At 45.9% G+C, this 16,756-nt stretch carries 13 protein-coding genes; 4 read left to right on the top strand and 9 right to left on the bottom strand.

Annotated features, from left to right (window positions below; genetic code table 11):
- Positions 1-23: 23 nt before the first annotated feature.
- Entirely contained in the window at positions 24-962 is a 939-nt protein-coding gene (locus RIE73_RS07395; RefSeq protein WP_446400578.1) for a serine hydrolase, read from the bottom strand.
- A 37-nt stretch (positions 963-999) separates the two neighbouring features.
- Here RIE73_RS07395 and RIE73_RS07390 point away from each other — a divergent pair, with 37 nt between their 5' ends.
- Positions 1,000-1,698 carry a C40 family peptidase gene (locus tag RIE73_RS07390; RefSeq protein WP_446400577.1) on the top strand — a complete coding sequence of 233 codons (699 nt, stop codon included), beginning with the start codon at positions 1,000-1,002 and terminating at the stop codon, positions 1,696-1,698.
- Between the two features lie 159 nt (positions 1,699-1,857).
- On the opposite strand, the gene RIE73_RS07385 is transcribed toward RIE73_RS07390, so the two are convergent.
- From RIE73_RS07385 to RIE73_RS07355, 7 genes are all read right to left on the bottom strand, one after another.
- Positions 1,858-2,358: a metallophosphoesterase family protein gene (locus RIE73_RS07385; protein ID WP_446400576.1), complete on the bottom strand. Its 501-nt coding sequence runs from the start codon at positions 2,356-2,358 to the stop codon at positions 1,858-1,860.
- An 88-nt stretch (positions 2,359-2,446) separates the two neighbouring features.
- On the bottom strand, positions 2,447-3,172 hold the full coding sequence (locus RIE73_RS07380) for a response regulator (protein ID WP_446400575.1): 726 nt from the start codon (positions 3,170-3,172) through the stop codon (positions 2,447-2,449).
- A gap of 462 nt (positions 3,173-3,634) precedes the next feature.
- Positions 3,635-6,454, bottom strand: coding sequence for an AMIN domain-containing protein (locus tag RIE73_RS07375; RefSeq protein ID WP_446400574.1), 2,820 nt, complete (start codon positions 6,452-6,454; stop codon positions 3,635-3,637).
- Positions 6,455-6,599: 145 nt separating this feature from the next.
- Positions 6,600-7,397 (bottom strand): hypothetical protein, encoded by a 798-nt coding sequence (locus RIE73_RS07370; protein WP_446400573.1) that lies wholly within the window; start codon positions 7,395-7,397, stop codon positions 6,600-6,602.
- Between the two features lie 7 nt (positions 7,398-7,404).
- Entirely contained in the window at positions 7,405-8,274 is an 870-nt protein-coding gene (locus RIE73_RS07365) for a PilN domain-containing protein (protein ID WP_446400572.1), read from the bottom strand.
- 5 nt (positions 8,275-8,279) lie between these two features.
- Positions 8,280-9,383, bottom strand: coding sequence for a type IV pilus assembly protein PilM (gene pilM, locus RIE73_RS07360; RefSeq protein ID WP_446400571.1), 1,104 nt, complete (start codon positions 9,381-9,383; stop codon positions 8,280-8,282).
- A 437-nt stretch (positions 9,384-9,820) separates the two neighbouring features.
- Positions 9,821-11,473 carry an alpha-amylase family glycosyl hydrolase gene (locus RIE73_RS07355; protein WP_446400570.1) on the bottom strand — a complete coding sequence of 551 codons (1,653 nt, stop codon included), beginning with the start codon at positions 11,471-11,473 and terminating at the stop codon, positions 9,821-9,823.
- Positions 11,474-12,206: 733 nt separating this feature from the next.
- Between RIE73_RS07355 and RIE73_RS07350 the strand changes: the two genes are divergently transcribed.
- On the top strand, positions 12,207-13,151 hold the full coding sequence (locus tag RIE73_RS07350; RefSeq protein WP_446400569.1) for a DUF4388 domain-containing protein: 945 nt from the start codon (positions 12,207-12,209) through the stop codon (positions 13,149-13,151).
- A gap of 4 nt (positions 13,152-13,155) precedes the next feature.
- On the opposite strand, the gene RIE73_RS07345 is transcribed toward RIE73_RS07350, so the two are convergent.
- Positions 13,156-13,401 (bottom strand): hypothetical protein, encoded by a 246-nt coding sequence (locus RIE73_RS07345; protein ID WP_446400568.1) that lies wholly within the window; start codon positions 13,399-13,401, stop codon positions 13,156-13,158.
- A gap of 244 nt (positions 13,402-13,645) precedes the next feature.
- On the opposite strand from RIE73_RS07345, the gene RIE73_RS07340 reads away from it, so the two are divergent.
- Entirely contained in the window at positions 13,646-14,392 is a 747-nt protein-coding gene (locus RIE73_RS07340) for a sirohydrochlorin chelatase (RefSeq protein ID WP_446400567.1), read from the top strand.
- 256 nt (positions 14,393-14,648) lie between these two features.
- On the top strand, positions 14,649-16,433 hold the full coding sequence (locus RIE73_RS07335) for a tetratricopeptide repeat protein (protein ID WP_446400566.1): 1,785 nt from the start codon (positions 14,649-14,651) through the stop codon (positions 16,431-16,433).
- Positions 16,434-16,756: the final 323 nt, after the last annotated feature.

Below are 16,756 nucleotides of genomic sequence, written 5' to 3'. Positions count from 1 at the left end.
TCTAGGATTGCCTTTCCTCGCCCCTAAGTCAATGTACTCATGGCTTTTACCACTTGTTGAGAAATAAACGGGAGAAGATCTTGATTTTGACTGTGAATTTTGCTTTGAGTAAATACAACCAGTACATAAGGTAACATCGACGGGATCTCGATGTAAGCTGCATCATGTCGCACTTGGGTTGAACCGCCGGATTTAGACCATAACTTAGCCTCTGGCGGCAGACCACCCCCTAAGAATCCGGTAATCTGATTATGGGGGTTATCCTGGATATCGGCGGGGTTGAGGCTGTGTTGGAGCAGACTCATCATCAATTGCGATCGCACCGAAGAAACCGCCACGCCACCAACAATACTATGGAGTAGCCGTGCTGTGGCATTCGTGGTTAACATATTCCGATTTTCCATCAATGTTCCCATAAATAGCCGTTCCCGACCGTAGGGTCCATCACTCCAGGTTTTTTGATTAACGTTAATCGATTCTAAGTCTTGCCAACCCAGGGATTGGAAGTAACGATTAACAATATTACGTTGTAGCTTCCAGGTTTCAAAGGGACCGGGGGTTAACTCTGGACCACTGGTGGTTCCACTCAAGACATCGACGACTAAACTTAAGGCATCATGGCTAGAGTGAATCATCATATTCTGAATCGCTCGATCCAGTTCATCGGATTGTCTGACCATGGAGGTTTCTAACCATTCTTGGATGGCGACCAGATAAAATAGGGCAACCAAATCGGCTGGGTAAATTCGCTCAACCCCCCGATAACTAAAGCCTCGGACGGAATATTTCCAAAATTCATCAGCCGAAAGCGCCCCTCCAGTATTGACGGGGATAGGGAGATCATAGACCATCCAGGTGAGAGCGATTTGATTGCGGGCGAGTCCAGGAAACTCTAACCAGGCGGCGTCGAGAATCTCTGTGCCAATTTTTTCGAGTTGGTCGTCCTTACGAAAGAATGTCATAATCAGGTCTCAACGAGTTGCGTCAACTCTTGCCAATATGGTTGTATTCCAAGAACTATCTGCATTAAACCATGGTGAGTACATCTGCCGTGTTAATTTAGACCTTTATGATTCTCCCGCTTGTGCCAGTTTAGCGACTCAGGCGGCGGCTGGACGCCATTTACAACCGTTGTTATCGACCGTCAGAGAACAAGCTGTAGAGGTGCAGTTATGTGAGGATGGCTATAGGTCTTGGTTACCCGTCGAGGATATCAGTCAACTGGACATCGCCTCTCAACCCTATCATGCGATCGCACTCTCCCGTCCTCAAATTCAAGACCGACTCCCAGAGGTGATAGCGTTTACGCAGAAGGCGATGCAGCAGCCAAATTATTACCTTTGGGGGGGAACAGTGGGACCCAATTACGATTGTTCCGGACTAATGCAAGCGGCGTTTGCGGCGTCGGGAATTTGGTTACCCAGAGATTCTTATCAGCAACAGGTGTTTACTGAATCAATTCCTTTAGCAGAAGCGCAAGCAGGTGATCTGGTATTTTTTGGCACACCTGAGAGGATTAATCATGTGGGTCTTTTTTTAGGCGATGGCTATTATATTCACAGTTCGGGGAAAGAAGACGGTCGTAATGGGATTGGCATTGATCGGCTTTCAGATCAAGGGGATCAAGTAAGTCAAACTTATTATCAGCGGTTTAGGGGAATCGGGCGAGTCGCTGTCAGTTATAGCGCTAGGCAATAGGCAATAGGCAATAGTGAAGAAATAAGCTTACTCATCAATGGATTGAACGATTTGAATTTTTCTGCATTTGTCATTTGTCCAATTTCACAGTCAAATCTATTCCACAATTTTAGCTGTGTCAGTCCGCCATCGTGGGCATTGCCCACCAGCCTAAACAATCTACATCCTATGAAAGGATAGTATTTCTCCCTCAACCGCTCTGAACTCAACAGAATTTTCAGTTTTGTTATAAATTGCATATCGTAGCTTTGGCACAATATCACGACCATAGCCGAGAGATCCTACTGCAATAACATATCGGTCTTGATCATCCAAATACAAGGGGTGTTCATAGTCAAAATCATAGGCAGTAGATGAGCCAAATTCATCACATCGTTCACCAAATATTAAAGGCAGATGAACGTGACTCGGAAGAGTATTAAGAAAATATTGTATATCATTCGGTAAGTTTAAATCGTTGTATTCATCATGATTGCCCCGAACACAAGCAATGTGATTGTCTCTAATGAATTGAACAACTTCACTATTGTAATCGCCGCCATCGACCAAATCACCTAAACAGACAATTTGATTGCAGCCGCAAGCTTCAATATCTGCCATAGCTGCTTGTAATCCAGGCATATTTCCGTGGATATCAGAAATAATTGCAACTTTTTCCATACTTGCTTTTCGATGAAAGTGAGAATAGCTAATGACCAATGACAAATGACCAATGACCAATGACCAATGACAAATGACCAATGACGACTTAACTCAATTCCCAATCTAGGCAAAATTCTCCCGGACGCCCCCAGGGATGGACGGCACAGTTAATCCCATCACTGCCATGATAATACTGACAAACTTTACAGGGTTGAGACTGTTCTAATTTTACCTGTAAACTATTCCAGTTTTTCTCAACCATTAAGCGGTAATGATTGGCTCGTAGGTGATAGGGTTCAATTGTCAACGCCTTTTCAAAAGCTGTCAACGCCTTTTCATAGAGTTTAATAATTTGGGAACCATACTCAGTCCAAGGTTGGACACGGCATTCATAAAGTTTAATAATATTGAAAATAAGAATACCATAATCTGTCCAGGTATCAGCCGAAGCCATTTGCGGTTCTTTTTTCGTATCCAGTAATACTCGTTTCAGGGTATCTAGCAATTCTCTCGGTTGCCAAGGTTTACCGACATACGCCTCAGCATGTTTAATACCATAGGAAAGGGCTAAACGCTGTCCTTTTCCAGTTAAAAGAACCACGGGAATATTTCGGGTGTAGGGATTTGCCTTGATTAGGCGACAAACTCTGTAGCCATCAATCCGGGGAATCAGCAGATCCAATAGCACTAAATCGGGAGAATTGCGCTGAATTTGCTGGAGTGCTTCTACACCATCACGGGCTTGAATGACATTCCACCCACTCCACCTTAACTGCTGAGAAACGCATTCTCGCTGGCTGAGAGAATCTTCGACAACTAAAACAGTATTCATCGATGACAACCTGCTGACTGGGGGAGGCTTTCTGGCGACTAGCACAGAGTTAGATTAAGTGTACCCATTTTTGTCTAATTTCTTATCAGCGCGATCGCACTAAAGTGCAGGGGTTCTCAGCCTTTCTGCCACAAAACAAAATGACTTGTAGGCGCGGGTTTTACCATTACCTATTGCCACAAAATCCCTAATTAAATAAACCCGCCCTGACCACAACCATTAACTTGTATAATCCAGTTGGCGTAGGCTCCATGGGAGTTGAGTCAAGTTCCGTGACATCCTCCTACACTCAATCAAGGCTTCGCCAACAGGTAGGACATGGGGCTTCTCGCCGAATAAGCTAGTGCAAGAAGGCAGAAATAACGCCAACAGCTAACATCTCCCCCAGCTCCCCCTGCTTCCCCAGCTCCTCCAGCTTTAGGAGTATAGACAAAGCTGCTCAAGGATTTTCACCGCGCTGTACTAAAAACCCCCCTGCGTAGGAAACCCTCGACGCTGTAAAACTTCCTGCGCCTCTCGCCCAGGCGTATAGTTGTAGCCAAACGCGCCCCGTTCTGAGTCATCCAAAATCTGAGGCGTGAGCAACACGATTACCTCTTGACGCTGATTGCGCCGATTTGTGCTTCTAAACAGAGCGCCCAAAATTGGCAAATCACCCAAAATTGGCACTTTAGTAACCGTTGTCCGGTCAGTTTCTTGAATAATACCTGTCAAGATTAGAGTTTGCCCATCACGCAGGCGAATTTGACCGGAGTTAAGTTCACGCACATTCAGAAGCGCAATTTCGTTAACATCATCTCCAATACTGAGATCTTGTGTTTCACGAATAGATGTGACGCGAGGATTGACGTTTAAGGTGACAAATCCATTATCGTCAATGCGATCAACCGTGATACCCAGTTCTAAACCCGCTTCTTCAATTTCTGCCGTTACGGTCACTGTTGTTAAGTTATCACTGGTTTCGGTTTCCCGCCGAATATTCCCCACAACCTCTTGCGTCAAATTCACACCCGCAGTCTGTCCTTCTTGAACTAAGAGGGTAGGATCGGTGAGAATCTTAGCATTACCACTGGTTATTTGCGCCTGCAATTCAGCCAGGAATCTTGTTGGGTATTGGAATAGGGAAGGCAACTCAAGTTCGATTTCACCGAGTTCCCCTGGGGTTATACTGAAGTTTCCATTTTGGTCAATTGTAATCTCATTGTCTTCAGGCGCTGTAATTTCAATGATTCCTGCGTCCTGGGGATCGTCTAAATTGAGAAAAGGCGCACGAAATCTTGCCGTACCTCGAGGGAATCTCTGAATAGTCCCATTTCGTTCATCAATAATGACCGTACCGGGTGCGGCTCCCTCAACATCGATAAAATTATTAGGATCGAAAAAAATATTGGCTCCATCAAAGGGGTTGCCGATAATCGGTGGTGAAGCTATACTTCCGGTTACGTCCGTCTGATCCGCAGGTCTGAACTCACCATAATTAAATACTGCAGCCCCATTATCTACGACAAAAAAGCCGTCATCAACACCAAAAGAGAAACTGGTATTAAAGGCATCCTGTCCCAACAAATTAACGTCAATAATCTTGACATTAATTGCCACCTGACGACGGCGCAAATCTAACTGTGTCAGGAAGGCAGAAGCCAGTTCAATTTGGCGCGGTTCACCTACCAGCGTAATCGCATTCAATCGCTCATCCGTTGAAACTGATAATCCCCTCAGCAGCAAGGCACCAGTGGCTTCCCCGGGCTGATTGACGGTTAGAGGTCTCAATTCAGAGGGTTGTTCAACTTCCCGAATCACAGCTCCTGTTTCTTGATTGAATTCTCGTTCAATTGGGGTAACCACTTGTTGCACTTCTGCCCCTTGGGTTGCCAGGAATGCAGAAGCACTGGAAACTGTGACTTGATTGAGCCGTAACGTGCGACTAATGATATTACGTGCCGCTTGGGGTAGTCGAGAGCCAACAAAGATAGTACGTCCCCGACGATTTGCCTGGAGTCCAGAGAGTTGGAGAACGTAATTAAACACATCTTGGACAGGTTCATTCTCCAAATCCAAGGAAATCGTTTCCTGTGCAGCTACTTCTCCCTCGCCACCACCATCACCTGCTCCAGTAAAGGCTAGGTTCAGTCCAGCAGAACGCGCCAAGAGTGCCAATACTTCTCGCACAGGGGCTTCTCGTAAGGATAGGCGGGGTACTACTGCTGCTGTTCCCAAGTCAATCTCGCTGGCGGCAGCATTCAGATTAGAAACTGCGATATCTCCCACAGGTGGTGCCACCGCCCTGGGTAAGAAGGGAGGTGCAGGAGCTACAGGTTGTACTGTACCAGCAGGTGCACTAGGAACTCCATCGATGGTAATTTGAGGATCGGGAACTAAAACATCGGGTGAGGGAGCTGGAACTACGGGAGTGGGTTGGGCTTGTGTCGGTTCAGGAGAGTCCGGTGTCGGGGTTTGAGCAACAACTTGGGGTGAACTAGAACGCTGGGATTGGGGAGTGGTGGCAGATGAGAACTCTGAGGTGGAGCGAGTTGTCGCTGGATTGGGTAGATTCGGGACGGTTGAGACTGATTCTTCTGGTGACCGAACCACTGGAATAGAAAGGTTCTGTTGATTTTCTACGGCTGAATTAAGATTTAAATTCGCTGGAGCGGTACTCTCAGATTGAGTGGCAATAGGACTCGCAGCGGCGTTAATTGCCTCTGTTCCCTGCGTCCCGGCACTTGTGCTTCCCAGTTGGGGAATACTCACATTGTCTCGAGTCCTAGTGCTATTCGGTTGAGTGGATGAGGAAGGTAGCGTTGGTGAAGTCATGGACGCTGATTCCCCAGAGGGCGAGGAAACCGGAATCGAAACAGCAGCTTGATTGCTGGGAGCAGGATTAATTCCTAGGGTAATTGCCTGAGATTCTTGCTGGAGAATTTGACCCTGAGGTGAATTTTCATCCCCACTTACGGTTACCCGAATGCTGTTGGGTTCGATTTGACTCACCGTAACGGCGGCAATACCAGGCATGGGGTTGTCTTGGCGAAAGCTATTGCCTTCCCGCAAATTCAATCGAGCATTGACAATATCAGCTACCCAATCCTTACCCCGATTCACTGGGAAAACTTGAGGGCGCTGATCCCCGGCTTGGGTTTCCAGAATCAGTTCTAAACTACTGCCTCTGGGATTGATCCGAACGGCGGTAACTTGAGCCGTCGCCGCCCAGACGGGTTCGGTTATGGATACGGAGACGGCAGTCGCGATCGCGATTCCACTCAACAGTTGCTCCTGTCTCACAATTGACTCCTCACTTATGACCTTCTAAACCACCTTAATCATAATGATGTTGGGGATAAATTAATTAATCTGGGTTGAGATTTTCTTCCCCAGCTCCCAGACGCGCCATGGCGCGTCTCTACATTGCTCCCCCTACTCTACTACCCTATTCCTGAGCCTCTTCTTCGGCGGCGGCTTCTGCTTCTGCTTCTGCTTCTGCCTGCTTTTGTTCCTCACTCAAGGGCATCAACACATCCAGTCTATAGCTTGTTGTCAGAGTTGGTTGAGCACCGGGAATGATTTCTTCATCTTTCTCTACAATGGGTGTCACCGTACCTTGGTCATCAACCAACAGCCCTTGCGGTGTGCTGATATCTGTCGTCAACTCTTTCACCACGACTAGGGTTTGCAGTCGCTCAATACTCCGTAAAATTGACTGGATTTCGTTAAAGCTGCCCTCCATCTCTAAATTAAAGCTTTGGCGTTTGAGTTTGCCGTTAACGGCTGCTCCCAGGGAACCATCGGTAACGATATTGCTTTCTTCTTCGTTGACTTGGACAGGTTCATAACTCGTCAATGTTCCGTCTGCGTCTTTGATAAACCGATTCACATCTAGCAGCAAGGTATTTACCGATTGTTCATCAGCAAATAAACCTGTCACCGTTTGGTTTTGCTGCTTTACCTGAGCTAATTCCTGTTGTTTCTGTTGGATCTGCTGCTGGATTTCTTGGGGATCTTGGAGTTGACCCTCTTTTTCTTGACGCTGCGCCCTTAACCCTTGATTTTCAACAAAGGCAGGCTGCACAACTTTCCAGGCGAGATAAGCTGTCCCACCAAGTCCTAAAATAGCCAAGACAATTCCGGACACTTTTGGCGTGAAGGTAATCCCAAACGCCACCGGATAATTGGGTTCTTCCTCCTGCTCTTCAACGGGGGGGATAAAATCTGGATCAGCATAAGTCATAGTTACATCACTCCGTAGTTGTCTCGGTTGGGCTGGGGCTGGGGCTTGGAGCTGGGCTAGGTGTCTCCGTTGCCTGATTTTGCTCAATCTGCTGTAAGGCTTTGATCCGAGCCACTAATCCCACCGCTCCTTTGCGGTCAATTTCGCGCAATAGTTCAGAAGCGGGGACATTTGTCAAGCTAGTCTGAACCGTATAATCTACCACTGGAGGCAGGTCGTAGGTCACTTCAGCAGCATCTTGGTTATCTTCCTTTTCCGGTGCTTCTAACTCAGTCGGGTTGTCAACCAGTTGAGCGCTAACGATACGAGTTTCTTCGTCTTGAAAGAAGGGAGATTGTTTTAGCGTCAGCAGAAAGTTGTTCACATCATCAAATGTCTCCGCTACGCCAGAAATCTCCACGTTAATTGTGGGTAAGGGGGCACTACCCTCAGTCCCCTCAGCCGCTTCGGTTTCCGTTTCCGTTTGTTCAATCGCTTGAATTTGGACTCCGGTGGGAACGCGATCGCGAATATCCTGTAGAATGGCTGACCAGGGCTTAATTTGATTAAAGACCGTTGCCAAGGCTTCGGTTTCTTGTCTCACCGCTTGGATTTGAGTATTCAGGTTATTAATTTTATTTTTTTCCGCTTGCAAGCTTTGCAGTTCGGCGTCGATTTCCGCAATGTCCTGGTTTAATTTGGCATTTTGCTGAGGTAGCAACAAAAAACCGATTCCGGCGGCTAACGCCAGCGGCAGTAACCCGACAATCACACCCAGAATCAGCGGTGTCATTTCCCCCATTTGAATCTGTTTCTTGGCTTTGGGGGACTCAGACCCTTTCTCAGCTTGGTGATACTCTGGTCTATCTTTAAGAAAATTAATATCGAGACTATACATTAGAGTTAAACCTCCCGCAATCCTAATCCTAGTACCGTTCCCAATCCGGGTCGTTGTACTGGGGGAACATCTTGCTCCATCTCTAAGGATAGTGCCGCAATCGGATCAACCTGAGTGGTAGGCAAGCTTAATCGTTGGGTGAAAAATTCATCCAGTTGTCCAATTCCGCCGCCGGGTCCGGCGAGGAGGAGTTGAGCCACTTCTAGATTTTCACTCTGATTTAAATAAAAGTCGATAGAACGACGCAATTCATCGGCGAGTTCCCCTAAAACTCTCAGTAGTGCTGCCATTCCCGGATTAATTCCCGTGGCACCTGTGCGAACGCCATCTACGGGGGTGTTGGGTATGGTCATTCCTTGCAAGAGTTCCGTATTGCGGGATGTCGGTAAATTCATCGCCCGCGACAGCGCACTCTGGAGTTGGAACGTGCCAATGGGAACGGTGCGAGAAAACTGGGGAACCCCATCGACAATAATCGCAATTTCGGTACTATCAAATTCTATATCCACCAATACAGCAGCTTCTTGGGGGGCAAATTGTCGCAGTTGTTCGCGGATAGTGCGAATTAGGGCAAAACTATTGATTTCCAGAACATCCACTTTTAACCCCACCAGTTGGAAGGTATCCAGATAGGTGTCGGTCACTTCCCGGCGCGTTGCCACGAGCAAGACTTGTACTTTTTCAATCCCATCTTCGTCCATGAAGAAGCCCAATTTTTGGTAATCTAAATCCACTTCTTCGCGCGGATAGGGTAAGTATAGACCGGCTTCATGGTTCAGCACCATATCTCGCAGTTCAGTGTCATCGAGTTCAGCGGGAATCGGAATAATCCGAATCACCGCTTCCCGCATGGGGACAGCCGTGGCGACTTGCTCTACTTTTAGTTTATGTTCATCGAGAATTTCAGTCACCAGTTCAGCTAAACTGGCGGCATCGATAATTTTGCCGCCGTCAAATAAACCTTCGGGGACTTCGTGGGTATGAAGGCTCACCAGCTTGTAGCCCTGACCTTGCTTTCGCAGTTGGGCCAGACTAATACGTTCTGGTGCTAATTCTATCCCGATACCTTTCTTACCCTTAGAAAATAGATCTTGTAAACGGTTCAACATAGCTCAGGTGGGGACTGGTGTCAAAATTATAAGTCTAAACTGGCTTGAGTGTGGATTGTTCATCCTGATTTCACGACGGATACCCCATCTTAGCGTTGGGGAGGAAGTCGCGCCGAATTATGGTTTACATGCAGCTTTTTAATGGTGAATAACCCAGGAACCTGCTTGCCCTGTTTTAGTGCCTTAAACCACTACTCGCAAGATGTCCACCGTTTAGTGAACCCAGACAGTCGTTTATGCTTAATCCCTACATACATCCTATATACTATGATAAGCTACCTTCCCCATCTTCATCGGGAACAGGGAACAAGGCAGGGGGAATAGGGATTTGACATCCTCCCTGGCGTGAAACTAGCGGTTAGGACACATCTTATGGTAGAGACGTTGCATGCAACGTCTCTACAACTATTGCCTATTGCCTAGCGCGTAGCGCTATATCACTGCCAAACTAAAACCTTGGCTTCGTACTCTCCCAAATCCAATTCCAACTTGCCGTTAACCACTTCAACATCATAGTCCCTCGTCCATTCATGCCACGTTCCCGACTCCGGAATTGGCGAAACAGCGTATCCCTCCAAGAAGTTATCTGAAAAATTGGCAATGATGATTAGCTGCGATCCTTCATCATTCCAGCGAATGTAACCCAGAACTTTGGATTCGGGATCTTCATAGAAGAAATCAATATTATCTGTATAAAGCGCGTGATTCTCTTTCCGCAGTCGAATCAAACCTTTGTAATAGTCCAATAACCCCTGACTTTCTTCATTCTTCAACAACGTCCAATCCAGTTTGGATGACTCAGGTTTTAACGGTTTGTATTCTCCAAACTCTTCACCCATTAAAATTAACGGAATGCCGACAGCCGTCGTTAAAAGATCCACACCGAACTTGATCCGTTTAAATGCCACTTCATCAAAGATTTCATGCTCTGCCAACTCCACCATCAACCGTTCTTGATCATGGCTAGTCAGGTAATTTACGAGATTAACTGCCCCCATAAAGCCTTGACGCTTACCATCAAGGGCATCCTTGAGACGCTCTAAATCGAAGGTATCACCAAAGATGTGATCTTTGAGGCAGTAGGCAAAACTATCGTGCCAGCAGCCATCCATAGGACCATCCACATTGGTGATACTGGGAGTTTCTGGGATGTGTTCAGCCACATTGTAAAATGGCTTATCTCCTGCCTTTTTATCGGCTTGATCCGTAATCCAATGCATGAAATCATAATTTTCAATTTGCTTCGCCGCATCGTAGCGAATACCGTCGATATGATATTCTTCAATCCAAAAGCGCACGACATCACCAATGAATTTCCAGGCGGGTTTGATATCTAAGTTCTCGTCATAGTGTTCATAATTAAACTCTGGTCCCCAGCTAAATTCATGAGGAGGTTCATGGTGATACCAGTAATCGTGGTCAATCTGGGTTAATGGGTGTTCGGATTCGGAATGGTTGAAAATTCCATCGACAATTACTCGAATACCACGGGAATGGCACTGATCAATCAAATGCTTCAACTCTTCTGTCTCACCATAGCTAGACTCTAAGGCAAAGAAGTGGCGCACATTATAACCCCAACTATAGTCGCCCGGATATTCCATCATCGGCATCAGTTGAACGGCATTGATCCCTAGTTCGCACAGGTAATCTAATTTCTCAACAACGTGCTTGAATTGACCGCGTGGATAGGAATCATCTTCGCCACCAGAGAAGTCACCAATGTGCATTTCATAGATGACTAATTCATGATTTTGAGGCAGAGGAGTGTCGTCATGCTGCCAGGTGTAGGTATCAACAATCCTTTGTCCGTCCTTAATTCGCATCACCCCATTCTGGGTTTCATCATCAATCACTCCTGTCGCATAGGGATCGGTGACATCAACCCATTGATCGGGTTCCAAGAACCAGGATTTAGATTGCACGCGAAACTTGTACTGGTAAGTGCCATCCTCAAGCTCAACTGAGGTACGGAAATAACCATCTTCTCCTTTCTCCATTTGGATGTCTTGCCAATCCGAGAAACATCCTTTCAATACAGCGCCTTTGTTGTAAGGGGCGAATAATTGAAATTCAATTGAGCTAGCCATCAAACTCTACCTTTTAACTTCAAACTACTGTTGTTTAGGGATTAATTTTAATTTAAGCAACTTTATTAATCCGATACCTCTAGCTAAGGAGATACAATAGAATGGCTCTGGTTATAGAGAGACGGTCATTGATGGTGTATGGGCATGGTTGAGAGTACGCCACCTTGAAACGGAGTCCTATTGCTCTATACGGTACAACTGTCAAGTCGGCGCGATCGCAGCCCGATTCCTGTTCCATGGCAAGCACCGACGATTCCCTCTGGCGGTAGTCCTGATCAAACTCAAGGATTTAACTGTATCAATTGTTACAAGGTTAGACTTTGTAAGTTTTGTTCAGATCGAAGATTGTGAGCAATCACTAACATATTCGAGAATTACTCCGTGATTTTACGGAGATAATCCAGTGGAAAGATAAGCATCAAATTGAGGCGACATACTCAATATATCGCCTTTGCCTTTCAAAAAGCAGGTATAGATACTTAGGAATAAACACGGAGCCGATTGCTTAACAAATTTTAGTATTTTCGAGCAAACCTTTAGTGCTAAATGCGAGGCTACTGGCGGCAAATCAGCAAATTTTCGTATAGCAGATAACAAAAATCCGACAATTTGCTCACGGCTGGTAAAGAATTGAAAAGCAAGGCGGCTGAAACCTTACGAAGTAAGCCAATAAAGCTTAGTATGCGTTAGTAGTAGAGCAAAATTATCCTGCGTAGCGTTCAATTCAAAAGTTATGTCGATTACCAGTTCCTTATCAGACTTTTCGATACCAGAAATTTTCCAGTTTCTAGAGAAAGGACAGAAAACTGGGGTATTGACGCTAGGAGCATTGCCAGAAGACCCCACACCACTCAACGCAATTTATTACATTTGGGTTTACCAGGGACGTATTGTCGGGGCAGCCCATCAATTAGATCATCAAGGTTTAGTAAAACTGATTGCTGAACAGATGGGAGTGAGCCAGCGTGTGGTGACTAAACTGGTACAGCTATGTCCGACTGATAAACCCTTGGGGTTGAGCCTCAAACATCATGGAATCTTGTCCATCGATCATTTAAAGCAGCTTTTTCAGAGCCAGGTATTGCAGCGAGTCTGTACTTTATTTGAACTCAAGGAAGGTCAGTTTAAATTTATCCCAAATGCTCCCATCCCCACCAAAGAAATGACCGGATTGAGCATATCAGCGACAGAAGCCACCTTGAGAGGGTTGCGATTACTGAAAAATTGGGATAATCTTCGCGATAAACTACCCGATCCAAATTCAGGATTAGCCAGTATCCTGGCAGGTAGTCCTCCTTATCGCTTGTATCCTTTAGAGGAGCAAGTCTGGGAACGGGCGCAAGGAACCGTTTCGTTGTTGGCGATCGCCAAAGCACTCAATGTCCCCGTTGAACAAGTGCAGCATGTTGCATTTACCCTGATGACTGTCGGTTTAGTGGAAGAAGTGCCTCTGTTAGCAGGTATCTTACCCACGCAAGAAATTGAGCCTTTACCGGCTCGGTTGTCTGAAGCCTCAGACAAACAAGGGATTACGCCCTCACTCCTGCAAAACTTAGTCGGTTTCTTGCGGAGTAGAGGAGGTAATCGTCAAGAGCGAAATTGGAATTATGTTTCCACTCATTCCTCCGCCACTTCATTACCATTCCTCAAACGAGATAAAGAAACGATTCAATGCTAATCGCTTACTTGTCCGATTGAACATCAACGGCAGCAACGATTTGAGCGAAATAGTTGGAATACCACAGCCAGTAGTGATGCTCAATCATGGTTAATTGCTCCAATACAGTGTCTTTTCCATATTCTTTTGTCATATTTTCTTGCAGAGCAGCAAGTGATATATTTTCTCCATGATCGACCATTTTCCAAATTGAATGAAATACGGTAACTGGACAACTTGTAACTCTCACCAACCGATGATATTCTTCCATTGATGGGGTTTAAATTTCCATTGAAATCCTTTAGACGGTGTTTCCACATTCAGAACAATTCCTTCCTGTCGATACAACCCCATCTGAATCACCCCGATAGGTAGTAAACTTTTTTCTTCACTATTGCCTATTGCCTATTGCCTATTGCCTATTGCCTATTGCCTAGCGCGTAGCGCTATAATTCATAATTCCGACTTCAGACGATACAATTGTTTACGTAATCCCCATTAACAGATTAAGACTCTTGCCTAGCCCCTCTGCTTATCTACTCATTGCTCACGGAAGCCGAGATCCACGTCCTCAGCGAGGATTAGAGGAATTGGCGCAATTACTCCAACAGCAGTTAGCGAGTCAAGGTGAGGCAAATCAAGCCTTGATCAATCGTGTTGGAACTGCCACGTTAGAACTAGCACCTCTATCCTTACATGAACAAATTTGTCAGTTTGCGACTCAAGCGATAAGAACTGGCTATCCGCAGATTCAAGCTTTGCCCTTATTTCTCTTACCGGGGGTACATGTGATGGAGGATATCCCGGAAGAAGTCGCGATCGCACAACAACGGTTAGGAGAAAAATTAACCATCAACCTGCAACCTCATATTGGAGTACATCCCCATTTAGGACAATTGCTGGTGAATCAACAGCCACCCCTAAACGCCCCGATTAAAATTTTAGTCTCTCATGGCACACGCCGTCCGGGTGGGAACCAGCCAGTCGCCACCTTAGCTAAGCAATTAGGCGCTATAGATGCTTATTGGTCGATTGAACCAACACTCAGTCAACGAGTCGCGACCTTAGCAGAAGCTGGGTATCAGCATATTGCCATTGTGCCTTATTTTCTGTTTGCGGGTGGAATTACAGACGCGATCGCCCAATCTGTCGTTGATTTACAACAGCAATACCCTCAACTCCAACTCGAGTTTGGTGAACCCCTTGGCGCAACTCCCCAGTTAGCGGAGTTAATCTTAGATGTAACTAGACAGAGGGTGTAGTCCAGTTATATATAGGGCTTGTAGCAGGCTACGCAGATACGTTAGGACGAATACCACTGACTGGTATGCTGGTGGACACTGCCCACCCTACGGTATATCAAGAATTTCGGTGATCGCAAAATGCTGACTGGAGCGTGTCATTGAGGTTAGGACATTCTTTATTGTTCCCTGTTCCCCGTTCCCTTGTGGGATCAGACTACACTGAAAATGACCCCGAACGGATGCTTTAGGGCGATAAGCTAGGTGCTAGGCTACCATGATCGATCAGGTCTTCAATAATCGTTATCGTGTTGTCAGGATTTTAGGCTCAGGTGTCTCAGGATTAATTTACCTAGCCGCCGATACTCGCCATCCCGATTGCCCAGTTTGCGTAATTCGACAACTCAAGTTGCCCACGAAAAACCCTCAGGCACTTCGTAGTCTGCAATTTCTCTTAACTCATAAATCGGAAACCCTGGAACGGTTGGCACAAACCAACCAAAATCCAGAACTATTAAATTACTTTGTCGAAAATAAAAAATTTTATCTCGTCGAAGAATATATTCCCGATCATCCCTTAACTACGCTGAAAAAGTCCGGTCAACAGCCCAAGGACGATCAGGGCTTAATCCGGTTTCAAGAAATGCTCACCTTGGCAGGTAAACCCCCTGAACCCGAAGTAGAATCCCCCCTGGTATCCACCTCGACCCAAACATCCATTGCTGATTCTGGCAATTGGGAAATATTTCCCGAAAAACCAGTACCGAAACCGACAAATCAATCCAGACTGAAGCGATGGTATTGGCTAATTGTGGTGGGAGGAATTAGTTTAGCAATTGGAATTGGATTAATTTGGTTGATCAGACAAAATCCAGACCGAGCCAAAGCGCAAGAGTTTTTAGATCAAGGCATTGAACAACTCAAAAGTGGTAATGTACAGGGCGCAATTGAGGCGTTTGATCAATCAATTCAGCTTAATCCTAACAACCCATTAGCCTATGGGAATCGGGGCATGGCTTATGATGATTTGGGAGCGCATCAAGCCGCTATTGAAGACTACACTAAACTGATCGAGCTTGATCCGAGTAATACAGAAGCTTACTATCAGCGAGGACTAGCCCGTTACGATTGGGAAGATTGGCAAGGCGCTGTAGAAGATTTTACCGAATTAATTCAACGAAAGTCCAATGAGGCTCAAGCCTACTACCATCGCGGAATTACCCACTACCAACTGAACCAGTATCAAGCCGCGATTGACGATCTCGATCAGGCAATTCAGCTCAATCCTAAAAATGCCCAAGCTTTCGCGGCGCGAGGATTAGTGCTGAGTGCGAGGGGTAATCAACAAGACGCCATGGCAGATTATACTCAAGCCATTGAGTTAAATCCTAATGATGCTAAGGCTTATTACAATCGAGGCAGAACCCGATTTCATTTGGCAGACTATCAGGGGGCTGTAGACGATTATACCCAGGCGATTGCCATTGATCCAACAGATAGTATGGCATACACAAATCGCTGTCAGGCAAAGTTTAACCTCGGCAACTATCGAGACGCGATCGCAGATTGTACGGAGGCGATTACGCTGAATCCAAATAACCACATCGCTTACAACAATCGCTGTATTGCCCACTTAAATCTTAAAGAGTATCAACAAGCGCTCAAAGATTGCAGTCAATCGATTCGTATTGAACCCAGTTATGAGAATGCTTATATTAATCGCGGGGAAATTCGGCGTAAATTAGGTGATAACCAAGGAGCGCTCGAAGATTACACCCAAGCCATTCGACTCAATCCCAAAAACAGCGTCGCCTATACCAATCGCGCCCGTGTCCGCCGAACCTTTGGTGATAACCCTGGCGCTTTAGATGATTATACCGAAGCCATTCAACTCAATCCCAATAATGCCTTTGCTTATTCGGGTCGAGGATTAACCCATGCTGAACTAGGGAATACAATGGAAGCAATTAACGACTTCGAGCAAGCCTCTAAGCTGCATCTCGACAACGGCAGAATTAATCAATACAATCAAGCGCAGCTTCAACTTAAGACCTTGCGCTGAATAAGTTGTCATTTGTCATTTGTCATTCGTCATACTAGCTTTTCGAGAAACAAGCTACGTCATTCGCTGGACTCACATATAGGAGCTAGCTCACTTTCCTTGGTGTAGATCTCTGTTACATGTAGCCAAAGACTCCAAGGCAGAAAGTTCTAAGGAAAAAAACCTAAGTGATAACACCACGTTGCATTCAAAGATATAATTTTCTCTTCCCACTTCCCCAGCTCCCCCAGCTCCCAGACGTGCCATGGCACGTCTCTACTCCCCCTGCTCCCCCTGCTTTTCCTACGGTGTATCCACAAAAAATTGTCACATAATTACCGATC

This window comes from Coleofasciculus sp. C1-SOL-03 (genome assembly GCF_040220555.1).
In the GTDB taxonomy this organism is placed as follows: domain Bacteria; phylum Cyanobacteriota; class Cyanobacteriia; order Cyanobacteriales; family Coleofasciculaceae; genus Coleofasciculus.
The sequence above is the reverse complement of the archived record's forward strand: the minus strand, read 5'-3'. Positions and strand labels throughout refer to the sequence as shown.

Bases quoted from the DNA above. Each gene is read 5' to 3' on its own strand.
- RIE73_RS07395 (WP_446400578.1), bottom strand. From the start codon at position 962: ATGACATTCTTTCGTAAGGACGACCAACTCGAAAAAATTGGCACAGAG.
- RIE73_RS07390 (WP_446400577.1), top strand. From the start codon at position 1,000: ATGGTTGTATTCCAAGAACTATCTGCATTAAACCATGGTGAGTACATC.
- RIE73_RS07385 (WP_446400576.1), bottom strand. From the start codon at position 2,358: ATGGAAAAAGTTGCAATTATTTCTGATATCCACGGAAATATGCCTGGA.
- RIE73_RS07380 (WP_446400575.1), bottom strand. From the start codon at position 3,172: ATGAATACTGTTTTAGTTGTCGAAGATTCTCTCAGCCAGCGAGAATGC.
- RIE73_RS07370 (WP_446400573.1), bottom strand. From the start codon at position 7,397: ATGACTTATGCTGATCCAGATTTTATCCCCCCCGTTGAAGAGCAGGAG.
- RIE73_RS07365 (WP_446400572.1), bottom strand. From the start codon at position 8,274: ATGTATAGTCTCGATATTAATTTTCTTAAAGATAGACCAGAGTATCAC.
- pilM (WP_446400571.1), bottom strand. From the start codon at position 9,383: ATGTTGAACCGTTTACAAGATCTATTTTCTAAGGGTAAGAAAGGTATC.
- RIE73_RS07355 (WP_446400570.1), bottom strand. From the start codon at position 11,473: ATGGCTAGCTCAATTGAATTTCAATTATTCGCCCCTTACAACAAAGGC.
- RIE73_RS07350 (WP_446400569.1), top strand. From the start codon at position 12,207: ATGTCGATTACCAGTTCCTTATCAGACTTTTCGATACCAGAAATTTTC.
- RIE73_RS07345 (WP_446400568.1), bottom strand. From the start codon at position 13,401: ATGGAAGAATATCATCGGTTGGTGAGAGTTACAAGTTGTCCAGTTACC.
- RIE73_RS07335 (WP_446400566.1), top strand. From the start codon at position 14,649: ATGATCGATCAGGTCTTCAATAATCGTTATCGTGTTGTCAGGATTTTA.